General features: G+C 68.1%; 7 protein-coding genes. 6 read left to right on the top strand and 1 reads right to left on the bottom strand.

Features of this window, described 5'->3' with window-relative positions; genetic code table 11:
• Positions 1–219: 219 nt before the first annotated feature.
• Positions 220–3,330, bottom strand: a complete 3,111-nt coding sequence (locus tag ACLM5J_RS18990; protein ID WP_413658235.1) for a M4 family metallopeptidase — start codon at positions 3,328–3,330, stop codon at positions 220–222.
• 226 nt (positions 3,331–3,556) lie between these two features.
• On the opposite strand from ACLM5J_RS18990, the gene ACLM5J_RS18985 reads away from it, so the two are divergent.
• The 6 genes from ACLM5J_RS18985 (at position 3,557) to ACLM5J_RS18960 (ending at position 15,847) form a co-directional block, all read left to right on the top strand.
• Entirely contained in the window at positions 3,557–6,199 is a 2,643-nt protein-coding gene (locus ACLM5J_RS18985; RefSeq protein WP_413658234.1) for a DNA translocase FtsK 4TM domain-containing protein, read from the top strand.
• On the top strand, positions 6,196–7,944 hold the full coding sequence (locus tag ACLM5J_RS18980) for a RodZ domain-containing protein (RefSeq protein ID WP_413658233.1): 1,749 nt from the start codon (positions 6,196–6,198) through the stop codon (positions 7,942–7,944). Before ACLM5J_RS18985 ends, ACLM5J_RS18980 begins: the two co-directional genes overlap by 4 nt.
• 53 nt (positions 7,945–7,997) lie before the next feature.
• The gene (rimO, locus tag ACLM5J_RS18975) at positions 7,998–9,458 is read left to right on the top strand and encodes a 30S ribosomal protein S12 methylthiotransferase RimO (protein ID WP_413658232.1); all 1,461 of its coding nucleotides are present in this window, start codon (positions 7,998–8,000) and stop codon (positions 9,456–9,458) included.
• Positions 9,455–10,072, top strand: coding sequence for a CDP-diacylglycerol--glycerol-3-phosphate 3-phosphatidyltransferase (gene pgsA / locus ACLM5J_RS18970; protein ID WP_413658231.1), 618 nt, complete (start codon positions 9,455–9,457; stop codon positions 10,070–10,072). The genes rimO and pgsA overlap by 4 nt, the downstream gene beginning before the upstream one ends.
• A 253-nt stretch (positions 10,073–10,325) precedes the next feature.
• On the top strand, positions 10,326–12,605 hold the full coding sequence (locus ACLM5J_RS18965; protein WP_413658230.1) for a bifunctional metallophosphatase/5'-nucleotidase: 2,280 nt from the start codon (positions 10,326–10,328) through the stop codon (positions 12,603–12,605).
• 110 nt (positions 12,606–12,715) lie between these two features.
• Entirely contained in the window at positions 12,716–15,847 is a 3,132-nt protein-coding gene (locus ACLM5J_RS18960; protein ID WP_413658229.1) for an ExeM/NucH family extracellular endonuclease, read from the top strand.
• Positions 15,848–15,885 lie beyond the last annotated feature (38 nt).

The raw sequence follows: 15,885 nt of genomic DNA, 5'->3' as shown, positions 1-15,885 counted from the left end.
TGATCGAGCTTGTCGAGATCAGCGTTGGGGTCTCGACAGGCTCGACCTCTGACCCGGTGATCGAGCTTGTCGAGATCAGTTTCCCGGGCTCGACAGGCTCGACCTCCGGGCCTCCCGGGCTGGACCTCCGGGGCTCGACCTTCGCGGACGCAGACCGGCGGGCCGAGGCTGATGCCTCGACCCGCCGGTCCTGTGCGGTGCAGGTACTGCGGTGGGTTGCTAGCCCCTCTTGCGGGTGATGGTGACCTTGGTGCTGCCGGCCTTCACCGTCGAGGAGCCGGCGTACTTCACGGTGAGCTTGTTCTTGCCCACCTTCAGTTGCTTGCCCTTGATGGTGAGCACGACCTTGCCCTTGCTGAGCGTGCCCTTGGCCAGGGTCTTGGACTTCAGCATGATCGTGACCTTGCCGGTCGGCGTGGTCCCGGTCGCCGTCACCTTCACGGTGACCTTCGACTTGCCGGCCTTCTTGATCTTGACCGGCTTCGCCGTCGCCTTGACCTTCGAGGCGACCGGCGGGGGCAGCTCGTCACAGACCGTCAGCTGGACGTCGTCGACGTACCAGCCGTCGAAGCCGTTGCAGCCGTCGCGGCCCATCACGAAGGCGAACTTCACCGTGTCGCCCGCGTTGGCGCCCAGCGCCGCGACGTCGATCCGGGTGGTGCCCCAGCTGCCGTTCAACTCGTTGCCGTCGGTGCCGGTGAACCCGGGCTGCCCGGCCAACGGGCTGGTGTTGTTGGGAGCTGCTGCCATCGTGTCGTTCGGGCCGTTGACCAGGTACGCGGCCTCCGGCACCGGAGCGAAGTCGGCGCCGTTGACGCTGGCCCGGACCAGGCCGCCGTCGAAGCCCAGCTCGGTGGCCACGTAGTGGTCGAACGAGAAGAGCGGCTTGGTGCCCTCGGGGACGGTGATCTCCGGGCTCTCCAGCGATGCGGCGCTGGAGTAGTCATCGCTGCCGGGGATGCAGTCGCCGTACTTCGGCGGGTCCGGAGCGTAGGCCGCCCAGGAGTCGTGCTCGGGCGCCTCGCGGTTCGCCTCCCACGGGAAGGTCTTGTAGTCCTCCGCGGGGTCGGGGAACTCTGCGCTCTGGGTCCAGCCCTCAAGTCCGTCCTCGAAGTCCTCGCTCCATGCGACGCGGGTCTTGAAACCCGAACCACAAGGTGAGCCGGCAGGCTCGGAGAGCAGCGGCTTGAAGTTGCACTGAGCCGGGTCCTTGCGCAGTTCGACGGCCTTCGCCATCGCCCGCACCTGAGCACAGTCGCCGGCGGTGATCGTGCCGTTGAACGCCTGGCGGTCGTTCGCCTTCGTGCTGATCTGGTAGATCCGCTTGCCGGTGAGCTGGGCACAGGACGCATCCAGTGCTTCCGCATGGTCGGGGAAGCCGCTGACCGGCGTCTGGTACTCGTTCATCGCGGTGAAGTAGATGTTCGCCGCCTTGTCCAGGCCGATGCCGTTGACGGTGACGCCGTTGAAGGTGCCGCCATCGACCAGCAGTGCGTAGCCGTGGTTCGGCACTCCCGAGTTGCCGTGCACGCCGCCGTTGTCGTCGGTGCTGCACTTGTACTCGGCGTCCGAGACCTTGCCCGGGTCACCGTGACAGGTCGGGTTCCACATGTCGCGGATCGCCCCGCCGAAGGCGGTCGACTTCTCGCTGAGCAGCCAACGGTAGGAGTCGACGCGCTCGTCGGCCACGTCCCGCATCTTGACCGTGACCTTCTGGCCGCCGGCCAAGGCGCTGCGGATCGCTTCGCGATTGTCCAGGCCGATCGAGACCGTGGTCACCAGCGTGGTGTCGTCACCCGACATGCCGATCGCCGAGTTGTCCCGGTTGCCGATGATCAGCGCCGCGGCGCCCTCCTCGGTGGCGCGCGCCGCCTTGTCGGTGAAGGCACAGAGGCCACGGTCGACGATCACGATCTTGCCGGTGACGTCCTGGTCGTAGGCCGAGCAGCCGTCGGTGGTGGTGCCGTCGGTCTCGGCGGCATCGGTCGGGGCCACCACCTCGCCGGTGATCCCGGTGCGGTCCAACTGCTTACCGAACGACGCGCCGGCGGTCAGGCAGTCGCGGGCGATCGACGCCGGAGCGGTGATCGTCAGCAGCGGGACGCCGGGGGAGTGGGTCGAGCAGGTGTTGACCGGACGCTTCTTGTAGAGATCGCCCTCGCCCTCGTCCTCGCGCTTGTTGATCAGGTCGATCGTCTCGCCCCACACGTCCGAGTACGACTCGTTCAGAGCGCCGGCCTGCCACTGGTAGATCAGCCCGTGCGTGTACTCGGTGTAGGCGTGACCCCACTCGTGTGCCACCACGTCGTCGGAGGTGACGCCGTCGCAGTAGTTGGTGGTGACGCCGTTCCAGTTGGCGTTCGGGCACTGGATGGCGGGGTCGTTGTTGACCGTGTTCATCCGCGCGCCCTCACCGTCGTAGGAGTCACGGTTGAAGGTGTTCTTGAAGAACCAGTAGGCCTCGCCCGCGGAGAGCACCAGATTCTGCTGGTCCTGGTTCAGGGCACCGGGGAACTCGTCGCCCTCGCCCCACACCTGCGTGAGGTTGCGCTCCTCGTCGGCCTCGTAGAGGGCACGGTCGAGGGAGTTGTGGATCATCGAGTACCGGTTGAGCGGCTTGTTCGTCATCGCGTCGATGAAGAGCACGTCGCGGATGTTCTTCTCGTTGGTCACCTCGACGCGCCAGGCGAGCTCGTTCGTGCCGCGTTCGCCCTTGACCAGGCCGGTGCGGTAGACCATCAGCTCGGCGGTCTTCGCCTTGAGGCCGGCGGTGTTCACCTTGGCCGAGGCGTCGCCGGTCGGGTCTGTCTTGACCAGGCTCACCGCGCTCGCCGAGGCCTGATCCTTCGAGAAGCGCGGGGTGACGTCGAGCTTGAGGTCCGGGACGGCCTCGCCGTTGACGCTGGTGAGGTTGCCGGCGTCATCGAGGTGGGCGCGCAGCAGGGAACCGAAGACGGGGACACCCTGATAGCTCTGGGTGTAGTCGACGACGGTGCCGTGTGCGGTCTTGGTGATGGCTTCGCGCTTGAGTTGACCACGCGGTGCACCGAAGGCCTGGGCGTACTTGCTGAGGTACGCGTCGGCCTTGGCGGCGGGGCCGCTGTCGTTACCGGGCAGGAGGTCGCCACCGTTGGTGGCTCGGATGAAGCCGATCGCTCCGGTCGCCGCCTCGCGTTGGACGACGGCGGGGGTGTCGGCGTTCTTGCGCATCTGCTCCACGAGGGTGGAGTCATCGGGGGCCGCTGTGGAACTGGCGGCGGTGAGGGCTGGCACAGCAACAAGGCCAGCGCCCACCAGGGTCAGGGCAAAGCCCTGCCTGAGGAATCGCATGGTGAGCCTTCCGAGAGATCCGAGAGGTGATCACAACCAAAGGTGTGACCTCCAGCACACTAGGGTTTGTTGTCCATCGGGTCTAGGCCCGAAAGAAACAAGTCGGTAACGGCCCTGCGCGAAAAGTTCATCGGTGAGGCGGGGGAGTGCGTTCTGCTACTGGAGTGAGCGACACGCACTTGTGTGGTCCCTGAGACGGTGGTGACTTTCGCTTAGAGTCGCCAGCATGGCGACCCGTACGTCTTCCCCGCCGGGGTCGCGGAGCAAGAGCACGACCCGAGCGAAAGCATCCGGGTCTGGTTCGAGCACCCGATCACGGAGTACTGCAACCAAGAAGTCCACCAGCACCCGAGGCAAGAGCGCACCCAAGAGCCGTCCGGCTCCACGGGCAGTACGCAACGGCCCCGGGCCCTTCGCGCGCTTCTTCACAGCGATCGCGCGCGGCATCGTCGCTATCTGGATGGGCTTGGCCCACGGCTTGGGTGCGATTGCGCGCTCGATCGGCCACAGTGCCCGCGAGATCGAGCCCGAGCAGCGCCGTGACGGCGTCGGGCTCTTCCTCTGTGGTCTGGCCGTCGTCGTCGCCGCGGCGGTCTGGTGGCGGTTGCCCGGTGGCGTGATGGACGGGACCCGGACCGCGGTCGCCGGTTCGCTCGGCAAGCTCGCCTGGTTCGTCCCGATGCTGTTGGTCTACGTGGGCTGGCGCAACATGCGTGACCCGGAACGCAACGGCCCGGCCGGCCGTCAGGTGATCGGCTGGACGGCCTTCTGCTTCGGCATCCTCGGCATCGTGCACATCGCCAACGGCAGCCCGCGCCCGGTCATGGGAGACACCGAAGAGCTCCAGCAGGCCGGCGGTGCTGTCGGGTTCGTCATCTCCAGCCTGTTGCTGGACCTGCTCCGGACGCCGTACGTCGTGATCCCCCTGCTGGCCCTGGTCTCCCTCTTCGGTGTCCTGGTCATCTCCTCGACCCCGGTCTACCTGATCCCCGAACGGCTCGCTGAGTTCCGCGATCGGGTGATGGGCTACGACCATCACTACGACGACGAGGAGCGCCCCAAGCGGTCGCGCGGCAAGGCCTCGGAGCCGGTGGAGATCGATCCCGAGATGGGCGACCCTGCCTACGACTCGGCGTTGGTCGAGGATCGCGAGATCAAGAAGCGCAAGCGTGGCAAGGCGGTCGAGACCGACATCGCCGACGTCGACGACGCGCCGTTCGACTACGACGCCGACTTCACGACGCCGCCGAGCAAGGCTGCCGGCAGCGCCGCGACGCCTGCCGCCGCTGCCCCGACGCCGGTTGCGCCGCCGTCGATCGTGCCGCCGGCCAAGCCGGAGCTGGCCCCGCCGCCGCACGCAGAACTGCCGCAGCGGGTCGAGCAGTTGGCGCTCTCGGGCGACATCGCCTACTCGCTTCCGCAGAGCGACCTGCTCAAGCCGGGCTCTGCGCCCAAGAAGACCTCTCCTGCCAACGACGCCGTGGTGGACCGACTGACCCAGGTCCTGGGCGAGTTCAACATCGACGCCCAGGTGACCGGTTACACCCGCGGTCCGACCGTGACCCGCTACGAGGTCGAGCTCGGGCCCGGTGTGAAGGTCGAGAAGATCACCAACATCCAGAAGAACATCGCCTACGCGGTGGCCTCTGCCGATGTCCGGATCCTCAGCCCGATCCCCGGCAAGTCGGCGGTCGGTGTCGAGATCCCCAACGCGGACAAGGAGATCGTCTCCCTCGGTGACGTGCTCCGCTCGAATACCGCACGCAACAACCACCACCCGATGGTGGTCGGCCTCGGCAAGAACGTCGAGGGCGGGTTCGTCGTCGCCAACCTGGCGAAGATGCCGCACCTGTTGGTGGCCGGTGCCACCGGTTCGGGTAAGTCCAGCTTCATCAACTCGATGATCACCTCGATCCTGATGCGCTCGACGCCGGATGAGGTGCGGATGATCATGGTCGACCCCAAGCGGGTGGAGCTCAACGCCTACGAAGGCATCCCGCACCTGATCACGCCGATCATCACCAACCCGAAGAAGGCCGCGGAAGCGCTGGCGTGGGTGGTGCGCGAGATGGACCTGCGTTACGACGACCTGGCCAACTTCGGGTTCCGTCACGTCGACGACTTCAACAAGGCGGTCCGGGCCGGCAAGGTCGAGGTCCCGCCGGGTAGCGAACGGGTGCTGACACCCTATCCCTACCTGCTGGTCGTGGTCGACGAGCTTGCCGACCTGATGATGGTCGCCCCGCGTGACGTCGAGGACGCGGTCGTCCGGATCACCCAGCTGGCCCGTGCCGCTGGTATCCACCTGGTGCTGGCGACCCAGCGCCCGTCGGTCGACGTGGTCACCGGTCTGATCAAGGCCAACGTCCCGTCCCGGTTGGCGTTCGCGACCTCGTCGCTCGGCGACAGTCGCGTCATCCTCGACCAGCCCGGTGCCGAGAAGCTGGTCGGTCAGGGTGACGGTCTTTTCCTGCCGATGGGCGAGAGCAAGCCGATCCGGGTCCAAGGATCCTGGGTCACCGAGGCCGAGATCGCTGCTGTGGTGGCGATGTGCCGCACCCAGCTCGAGCCGACCTATGTCGAAGAGGTCACCGCGCCCGCCGCTGCGAAGCGCGACCTGGACGACGACATCGGCGACGACCTCGACCTGGTCATCCAGGCCGTCGAGCTGGTCGTCTCGACCCAGTTCGGTTCGACCTCGATGCTGCAGCGCAAGCTGCGCGTCGGGTTCGCCAAGGCAGGGCGCCTGATGGACATCATGGAGAGCCGTGGCGTGGTCGGCCCCAGCGAGGGCTCCAAGGCCCGCGACGTACTGATCAAGCCCGACGAGTTGGACAGTGTCATCGCAACGTTGCAGGGGGAGATGTGAGCGCAGCAGAGTACGTCTCGACCGAGGCCGTTGAGGTCCGCCGTAACGGTGGGCTCTCGGCGTTCGTCGGCGCCATCGCCTCCGCTGTGGCGATCGCCTGGCTGGGTAGGGCCACGGAGACCGGCGCCATCGCCGACTGGGCGCTCTTCGCCGCCTCTGCCGCGATGGGTGCCTACTGGCTCGCGAATTTCTTCGACGCCCGCACCCCGCTGCTGGTCGCCGACGGCCAGGGTGTCCGACTGCGACTGGGCCGCGCGTGGACCGGTCTGCCCTGGCAGGAGTTGGCCGAGATCGAGCACAGCCCCCGCGGCGGTCTGCTGCGCGACGGACGGTTGATCCTCGTGCCGCACGATGCCGACGCCGTGGTTGCCGAGCTCGACGCATCGGGACGGCGTCAGGTCTGGCTGAACCGCCGACTGCACGGCGCCGAGTTCGTGGTTCCGCTGAGCCTGGCGACCCGGGTACCGCAGCTCAGTGAGGATCTGACGACCAGCCTTCGGGTGCTGGCCGGGGCGCAGGCGCAGGTCACCGAGGTGCGTCCGGCACCTGCTGCGGTCCTTATCGCCGACGAGGCCGACGAAGTTGATGCCCTTGCTGACAACGGTTCTGAGGGTCGCGGCCCGGAGCGCGAGGCGCCGGCCGCCGACCTCTTCGCGGACACCGACGAGATCCGCCTGGCTCCAGTCGCGGCAGCGCCGGTCTACGTAGCCGAGCAGCCGGTCGCTGAGGAACCTGTTGCGGCGCTGGACGTCGACGTCACCGAGACCGACCTCGCAGCCGACACGGACACCGACGTTGAGCCCGAGACCGCTGGGCTGGAGCCGGTGCGCGAACTCCGCTCCGCGCGCCGCGCCGAGGTGCACAGTCAGGCTTCGGTAGCCGACGACGAGCTGATCACCGAGGGCCGGGAACTTCGGCGTCCGGGTTCGGTCAGCCTGGTCACCGAGATGCCGCAGGCAGCCCGGCCGTTGCTGGTGCCCGCCGCCGAGCCGCTGGTCTTCGACGATGTTGTCGCCACCGAGCCGGTAGCCGACCCGATCATCGGCCCCGAGTTGGCTGCGGCTCGCGCCCGACTGGGCCTCAGCGTCGACGCGCTCGCGGAGCGGACCCGGATCCGTCCGCACGTGATCGAGGCGATCGAGGTCGACGACTTCCAGCCCTGCGGCGGCGACTTCTACGCCCGTGGGCACCTGCGCACGCTGTGCCGGGTGCTGGGCGTCGACGTCGAGCCGCTGCTGGCGAGCTACGACGCGACCTACGCGGACGCGCCGATCGACCCGCGCCGGGTCTTCACCGCCGAACTGGCCACGGGTACCGGGGGTATCCGCTCCACCCGTGGCGGCCCGAACTGGTCGGTCCTGGTGGCCGCAGTGATGGCCGTCGTCCTGGCCTGGTCGATCGCCCGGTTGGCGATGGACCGCGACCCTGACGTGCAGAACCCGGCCGCGTCGCTCAGTAACGGATCGAGCTCGCAGCCCGCCGGTGAGCAGGCGAGCGTCGCGAACGTGACGGCCAAGATCACCGCCACCTCGTCGACGTCGCTCAAGGTGATCAACGCCAAGGGCCGGGTCGTCTTCGCCGACGACGTGGCGGCCGGCGACGTGCACCGACTCGACGTCACGCCGCCGTTCAAGGTCAAGGTGGACGACGGCAGTGCGGTCACGGTGATGGTCGACGGCGTCGACCGGGGCAAGGTCGGCGCAGCCGGCAAGAAGGTGACCAAGATCTACCGTTCGGCACGCTGAACCGGCGCGGAATCGGCCTTGGTGGGGTCGGCACGGCATAATTCACTACAGCCATGACGACTCCTCAAACCGATTCCGCCTCCGGACTGCTGTCCGTGGCGATGGTGACCCTCGGATGTGCCCGTAACGAAGTCGACTCCGAGGAGCTGGCAGGCCGCTTGGCCGCCGATGGCTTCGCGCTCGTCGACGATCCAGCCGATGCCGACACGGTGGTGGTGAACACCTGCGGATTCGTGGAGGCGGCCAAGAAGGACTCGGTCGACACCCTCCTCGAGGCGGCCGACCTGAAGCAGGGTGGCCGGACCAAGGCGGTCGTCGCGGTCGGCTGTCTGGCGGAGCGCTACGGCAAGGACCTCGCGGAGTCGTTGCCCGAGGCGGATGCGGTCCTCGGTTTCGACGACTACCCCGAGATCGCGGCCCGGCTCCGTGCCGTGGTGGCGGGGGAGCAGTTGCACCCGCATACCCCGCAGGATCGGCGCAAGCTGCTCCCGATCAGCCCGGCTGAGCGGACCAGCACGACGATCAGCGTGCCGGGCCACGCCTCGGCCGAGGAGATCGGTACCAACGGCCCGGCGTCGGGCCCGCGCACCGTGCGTCGTCGGCTGGACACCAGCCCGACAGCTTCGCTGAAGCTGGCCAGCGGCTGTGACCGCCGTTGCTCGTTCTGTGCGATCCCCAGCTTCCGTGGCTCGTTCGTCAGCCGGCGGCCCTCGGACGTTCTGCAAGAGGCCCAGTGGCTCGCTGAGCAGGGCGTCCGCGAACTCTTCCTGGTCAGTGAGAACTCGACCTCCTACGGCAAGGACCTCGGCGACCTCCGGCTCCTGGAGACGATGCTCCCCGAGTTGGCGGCCATCGACGGGCTGGCCCGGGTCCGGGTCTCCTACCTGCAGCCTGCCGAGACCCGCCCCGGTCTGATCCAGGCGATCGCGCAGACCCCTGGTGTGGTGCCCTACTTCGACCTCTCGTTCCAGCACGCTTCGGCGACGGTGCTGCGCCGGATGCGCCGCTTCGGCGACCCGGAGAGCTTCCTCGGCCTGCTCGAGCAGATCCGCACCCTGGCTCCGACCGCCGGAGTGCGCTCGAACGTGATCGTCGGATTCCCCGGCGAGACCGAGGAGGAGTTCCAGACCCTCTGTGACTTCCTCGAAGCGGCGCGCCTCGACGTCACCGGCGTCTTCGGATACTCCGACGAGGACGGCACCGAGGCGGAGACCCTGCCCGGCAAGTTGGACGACGACGAGATCCGCGAGCGGACCGCCCATCTGACCGCCCTGGTCGAGGAGCTCAACGCGCAGCGCGCCGAGGAGCGGATCGGCGAGACCGTCGAGGTCCTCGTCGAGCACGTCGACGGCGACGAGGCTGAGGGGCGCGCTGCCCACCAGGGCCCGGAGGTCGACGGCACGACGACGGTGCTGAACGTCCCCGCGGGTACTGCCGTCGGCGCTATCCTGCGGGCTCAGGTGATCGAGACCGAAGGGGTCGACCTGATCGCCGAGCTCGAGGGGGGCCAGTGACGGACGGGGTCAAGGTCAGCAATTGGAACCTGCCCAATGCGCTGACCACGCTGCGGATCGTGATGGTGCCCTTCTTCGGCTGGGCGCTGTTGCACGACGGCGGCGACTCCGTCACCTGGCGCCTGGTCGCCTTCGCTCTCTTCGCGGTCGCGATGATCACCGACAAGATCGACGGTGACATCGCCCGGGCCCGTGGCCTGATCACCAACTTCGGCAAGATCGCCGACCCGATCGCGGACAAGGCGATCACCGGAATGGCCTTCATCGGTCTCTCCATCACCGGCGACATCTGGTGGTGGGTGACCATCCTGGTCCTGCTCCGCGAGTGGAGCGTCACCCTGCTGCGCCTCTCGATCATGAAGAACGTGGTGATCGCGGCTGCCCAGAGCGGCAAGATCAAGACTGCGCTGCAGGCGGTGGCGCTCGGTGGTCTGGTGCTCCCGTTCATGCAGGTCGACGGTTGGTTGGACGTTCCGGGTGAGGTCCTCTACTACGCCAGCCACGTGTTGTTGGCAGGCGCGGTGGCGATGACGCTCTGGTCGGGCTACGAGTTCTTCCGCGACGCGTGGCGTCAGCGCGGTGCGCTCACCGCGCCCTCTGAGACCAGTTCGTAACCGTCTGGGGGTTCCCGCCGGTCCGGTAGCGGACTAGCGTGCTGAGATCCTGGCGGCGTCAGCCGATCCGGTGTCTCGGGTAAATGTCTTTTTTGCGGCGTACCGCAGGCTTGTGGTGTTTCGCGACCTCGGCAGCACTGTCTTCACCTTCCCGATGCTCTCGGGCCGGCACCAGCACACCTTCAGCAGGTGGGCTGGTCCCGGCGCCGACAGGGCCCATACGGTCCCGAGCGGGTAGGGAGAATCAGTCCAGATGTTCGTCATCCAACGCAGGACGGCGGCCGGAGCGGCCGCCATCGCTCTGAGTATCGGAGGGCTCGCCGCAGTCGCGGCAGGCCCCGCCCACGCAGCACCCGAGGACGTCGTCGACGTCCAGGTGCTGGGTATCAACGACTTCCACGGCCGGATCTCGGCGAACTCGGCCGAGGCCGGGGCAGCGGTGATCGCCGGCGCAGTCAAGCAACTCCGCACCGAGAACCCGAACACGGTATTCGCCGCAGCCGGCGACCTGATCGGTGCTTCGACGTTCGAGTCGTTCATCAACCACGACAAGCCGACCATCGATGCCCTCAACGAGGCCGGGCTTGACGTGTCCGCCGTCGGCAACCACGAGTTCGACCAGGGCTACGACGACCTGGTGAACCGCGTGATGGCGCCCTACGACGCGACCACCAACCCGTTCGGCGGCGCCGAGTGGCAGTACATCGGTGCCAACGTGAAGAAGAAGGTCGACGGCAGCCAGGCCGACGGGTTGGAGCCCTCCTGGGTGCAGACCTTCGGCTCCGGTACGCCTGAGGAGGTCCAGGTCGGGTTCATCGGCGCGGTCACCGAACACCTCGATGAACTGGTCGCACCAGCCGGGATCGCTGACATCGAGGCGACCGACATCGCCGCGGCGGTCAACGCCGAAGCGGACGCCCTGACTGCCGACGGCGTCGACATCGTCGTCCTGCTGGTCCACGAGGGCGCGGCGACCACAGCCATCGAGTCCGCACAGGATCCGGCCTCCGACTTCGGCAAGATCGTCAACGGCGTCGATGCAGACGTCGACGCCATCGTCTCCGGGCACACCCACCTGGCCTACAACCACACCATCAACGGGCGCCCGGTGGTGTCGGCCGGTCAGTACGGCTACAACCTGAACCAGCTCAACTTCTCCTATGACACCGCGAGCGACTCGCTGGTCGGGGTGACCTCGAAGCTGCTGCCGCTCACCACCAAGGTTCCCGGCGTGCCGCCGGCGCCCGACACCTACCCGCCGAACTACCCGGTGGATGAGCCGACCAAGGCGATCGTGGACGCAGCCAAGGCGTCGGCCGACGTCAAGGGCGCCGTCGAGATCGGTGACATCGCGGGGCCGTTCCGGCGTCCGCTCACCAGCAGCAGCTCGGACAACCGTGGCCGCGAGTCGACCCTGGGCAACCTGGTCGCGGAGGTGCAGCGGGCACAGACCCCCGCCGCGCTGGGCGGCGCGCAGATCGCCTTCATGAACCCCGGCGGCCTGCGCAAGGACATGGTCGGCACCGCCGGCAGGCTCACCTACCGCCAGGCAGCCGACGTCCAGCCGTTCGCGAACACCCTGGTCCGGATGGAGCTGACCGGCGCCCAGATCAAGGCGGTGCTGGAGGAGCAGTGGCAGCCGGCCGGAGCGTCGCGTCCGTTCCTGCGCCTCGGCGTCTCTGAGGGCTTCACCTACACCTATGACCCGGCGAAGGCCAAGGGTGCGCGGATCACCCGGATCTGGCTGGACGGCGTCGCCCTCTCGCCGAATGCGACGTATGCGGTGACGGTGAACTCCTTCCTCGCCTCCGGCGGTGACAACTTCACCACGCTGGCCTCCGGCACCAACAAGAAGGACACCGGGGTCACCGACCTGCAGGCGATGGTCGACTACCTGGACGGTCGCGCGGAGCCGCTCACGCCGGACTTCACCCAGCACGCGGTCGGCGTGAGCCCGAACAAGGCGGCCTACCAGCCCGGCGAGACCGCACAGGTCGCGCTCTCGTCGCTCTCCTACACCGCACTCGGCGACCAGGTGGACGCCACCGGATCGCTCAGCGTGGCCGGCGGCGCTCCGACCAGCGTCGCGATCACCACCACCTCGGACGACGTGATCGGCGACGAAGTCGGCCAGGCCACCCTTGCCGTCAAGGTCCCGGCGTCCGCCGCGCGCGGCTCGCAGATCCCGGTGACCTTCACCGGTGACACCACCGGCACCACGGTGCGCTTCTGGGTGCCGGTCGCACCCAAGACGGCCTCCACCATCCGGGCCAGCGTCACCCCGAAGAAGATCCGCGCCAAGCGGACCACGGTGAAGCTCAAGGTCGAGGTCCGCGGCGCCAGCAAGGCGACCGGCAAGGTCCAGATCAAGTTCGCCGGCAAGACCCGCACCGTGACCCTGCGCAACGGCAAGGCCACCGTGAAGCTCGGCAAGTTCAAGAAGACCGGCAAGGTCAACGTCCGGATCACCTACCGCGGCGACGCGAACCTCAAGGGTGCCACCAAGAAGGTCACCTTCCGCGTCCGCCGCTGACCGATAGTCCCTGACGTTTCGCCCCCGAATCCGGCGGATTTGGGGGCGAAACGTTCGGGAGCGTCCCTGTCCTGACACAAACTCGCACGTTCGTTCTCGGAGGAACCCGCATGTCTTCACAGCGCAGATTCGCCTCATTGGCGGCGTTGGCAGTGGCCAGCACCGCCCTCACCGGTCTGGTCCTACCCAGCGCTCAGGCCGCCACCGACGCATCCGGCCTGGTGATCAGTGAGGCCTACGGCGGTGGCGGCAACAGCGGCGCCACGTACACCCATGACTTCGTCGAGCTCTACAACCCCACGGACGCCGCGATCAGCGTCAGTGGTCTCTCGATCCAGTACCGCAGCGCGACGGGTACCGCAGCAGCCGGCTCGGTCACTGCGCTGACCGGCAGCGTCCCCGCCAAGAGCCACTATCTGGTGCAGATGGCCGCCGGGACCGGTGGGACCACCGCGCTGCCGACCCCCGACGCCACCGGGAGCGCCGCGATGAGCGGCAGTGGATTCCAGGTCTGGCTGGCCAACGGGACCCAGGCGCTCAACCCGCCGGCAGGCAACGTGGCGGGGACGGCTGAGATCATCGACTTCGTCGGCGCTGCCGCCAACGCCTCCTCGTTCGAGGGAGCGGCCGGCCCGGCTCCGAGCAACACCGCGGCGGTGACGCGGACCGCGATCGGTACCGACACCGACAACAACGGGGCGGACCTCTCCGTCGCCGCACCCACACCGACCAGCACCGGTGGAGCGGTGGAGCCGGAACCGGAGCCGGACCCGGTGGCCCGCACGATCCCCGAGATCCAGGGCACTGGCGCGGTCTCACCCTACGTAGACACTTCGGTGATCACCGAAGGCGTGGTGACGGCGGCCTATCCCAGCGGCGGGCTCTTCGGCTTCTACCTGCAGGTGCCGGGCACCGGCGGCGAGCTCGACCTGGCCACCCACACCACCTCCCAGGCGCTCTTCGTACGCCAGAGCGCCGGCGCTGTCGCGGTCACTCCGGGCCAGCAGGTCCGGGTCACCGGTGTCGTGAACGAGTACGCAGGCGCCACCCAGGTCACCATCGCCAACGCGGCCGCCGTCGAGGTGCTCGGTGCAGCGGCACCGGTCGTGCCCACGACCACCGCGATCTGGCCCGCGAGCGACGCGCAGAAGGAGTCGCTGGAGGGCATGCTGTACCGCCCGAGCGGCGACTTCACGGTCAACAACACCTACTACGGCTCGAAGGTGGGCCAGGCGGATGCCCGGTTCGGCGAAGTAGGACTGGCGCAGGGGACGACGCCGTTGATCCAGCCGACCGAGGTGGCCGACGCCCAGGACGCCGCTGCGATCGCGGCGGTGGTCGCCGACAACGCAGCGCGCGCGATCACCCTCGACGACGGCGCCTCCACCAACTTCGCGAACAAGGGCGACCTGACGCCGCCGTACGTCTCGCAGAGTGACCCCGTCACCGTCGGCGCTCGGGCGACCTTCACCGCGCCGGTGATCTTCACCCAGGGCGGAGCGCCGGCCGCACCGAGCTATCGGTTCCAGCCGACCGCGTCGGTGCTCGGCCCGCAGAACAGCACCAGCCCGGTTACGTTCGGCAATGTCCGGACCAATGCTCCGGACGAGGATCGGATCGCGGCCGAGGGAGAGCCGGACCTCAAGGTCGCCTCCTTCAACGTGTTGAACTACTTCACCACCCTGGGTGACGCCGACGATGACAACGTCGGTGAGGGCGGCTGCACCGCCTACCGGGACCGTGACGGTGACGGCAACAACGTCAACGACGGCTGCGCCCAGCGCGGCGCCTGGGACCCGGCCGATCTGGCTCGCCAGCAGGCCAAGATCGTCCAGGCGATCAACAGTCTCGACGCCGACGTGGTGGGTCTGATGGAGATCGAGAACTCCGCGGCGCTGGGGGAGCAGCCCGATGAGGCGACCCAGAGCCTGGTCGCGGCGCTCAACGCGGCCGCAGGCGCCGGGACCTGGGCTGCCAACCCCTCCTCTGCCGATCTTCCGGCCGCCGCCGAGCAGGACGTGATCACCAACGCGATCATCTACAAGCCGGCGGCAGTGAAGCGGGTCGGCGATGCGGTGGCGCTCGGCGACCAGAGCAGCGGCTCGGGCGCCTTCAGCAACGCCCGGGAGCCGATCGGCCAGGTCTTCGAACCCGTGAGCGGTGGCAAGCAGTTCCTCTATGTGGTGAATCACTTCAAGTCGAAGGGCTCCGGTACCGACGACGGAACCGGTCAGGGCAACGCCAACCCCGACCGGATCCGACAGGCCGAGGCGCTCCGTGACTGGGTCGCCGGTCAACAGCAGACCAGCGGAGTCGAGGCCGTCCTGTTGGGCGGTGACTTCAACGCCTACACCCAGGAGGACCCGCTGCAGGTGCTCTACGCGGCTGGCTTCGCCGACGCGACCGAGAAGTTCGGTGCCGACGAGTGGAGCTACGTCTTCGACGGGCTCTCCGGGTCGCTCGACCACATCCTGCTGAACGAGGCTGCTGCTGAGCTCACCACCGGGTCGGACGTCTGGAACATCAACGCGGGCGAGTCGATCCTCTTCGAATACAGCCGGTGGAACTACCACGCCACCGACTTCCACGCCGACACCCCGTACCGCTCCTCCGACCACGACCCGGTCATCGTCGGCCTCGACCTGAGTGAGTCCGGCACGGAACCGGTCGACACCACGACTACGCTCAAGGTCGCCCCTGCGAAGGTGACGGCGGGCCGGGCGACGACGGCCACCGTGCGGGTCGACGCCGGGGCCGAGGTGACGCCGTCCGGTGTGGTGGAGGTGCGCCACGGTGCGAAGGTGCTGGCCACGGGAGCTCTGAACGCCGGTGGTGTCGCCACCATCAAGCTCCCGGCGTTCACCGAGTCCGGCAGCTATCCGCTGACGGCGGTCTACCGCGGCGACGAGACCGCTGCGGCCTCGAGCTCGTCGGTCGTCACGCTGCGCGTGGAGAAGGCGAAGGCATCGGTGCGTGGAGTGGTCAGCCCGAAGAAGGTACGGGTGCACCGGACCAAGGCGGAGCTACGGGTCGCGGTCCGGGCGACCGGGTTGCAGCCGAGCGGCACGATCAGCGTCAAGGTCGGTGGCCGGACCATCAAGGCGTCGGTGAAGAAGGGTGTCGCGACGCTGAAACTGGGCCGGTTCGTTCGGGTCGGCAAGGTACGGCTGGTGCTCCGTTACTCCGGTGACCGTGCGGTTGCGCAAGGGACGGCAACGGTGATGCTCCGGATCCGCCGATGAGATTCACTGCCGGGGGCGGTGCCACCGGCCCGCTAGGG

This window comes from Nocardioides sp. Bht2 (genome assembly GCF_047308515.1).
GTDB lineage: Bacteria > Actinomycetota > Actinomycetes > Propionibacteriales > Nocardioidaceae > Nocardioides.
The sequence above is the reverse complement of the archived record's forward strand: the minus strand, read 5'-3'. Positions and strand labels throughout refer to the sequence as shown.

Bases quoted from the DNA above. Each gene is read 5' to 3' on its own strand.
- ACLM5J_RS18990 (WP_413658235.1), bottom strand. From the start codon at position 3,330: ATGCGATTCCTCAGGCAGGGCTTTGCCCTGACCCTGGTGGGCGCTGGC.
- ACLM5J_RS18985 (WP_413658234.1), top strand. From the start codon at position 3,557: ATGGCGACCCGTACGTCTTCCCCGCCGGGGTCGCGGAGCAAGAGCACG.
- rimO (WP_413658232.1), top strand. From the start codon at position 7,998: ATGACGACTCCTCAAACCGATTCCGCCTCCGGACTGCTGTCCGTGGCG.
- ACLM5J_RS18965 (WP_413658230.1), top strand. From the start codon at position 10,326: ATGTTCGTCATCCAACGCAGGACGGCGGCCGGAGCGGCCGCCATCGCT.
- ACLM5J_RS18960 (WP_413658229.1), top strand. From the start codon at position 12,716: ATGTCTTCACAGCGCAGATTCGCCTCATTGGCGGCGTTGGCAGTGGCC.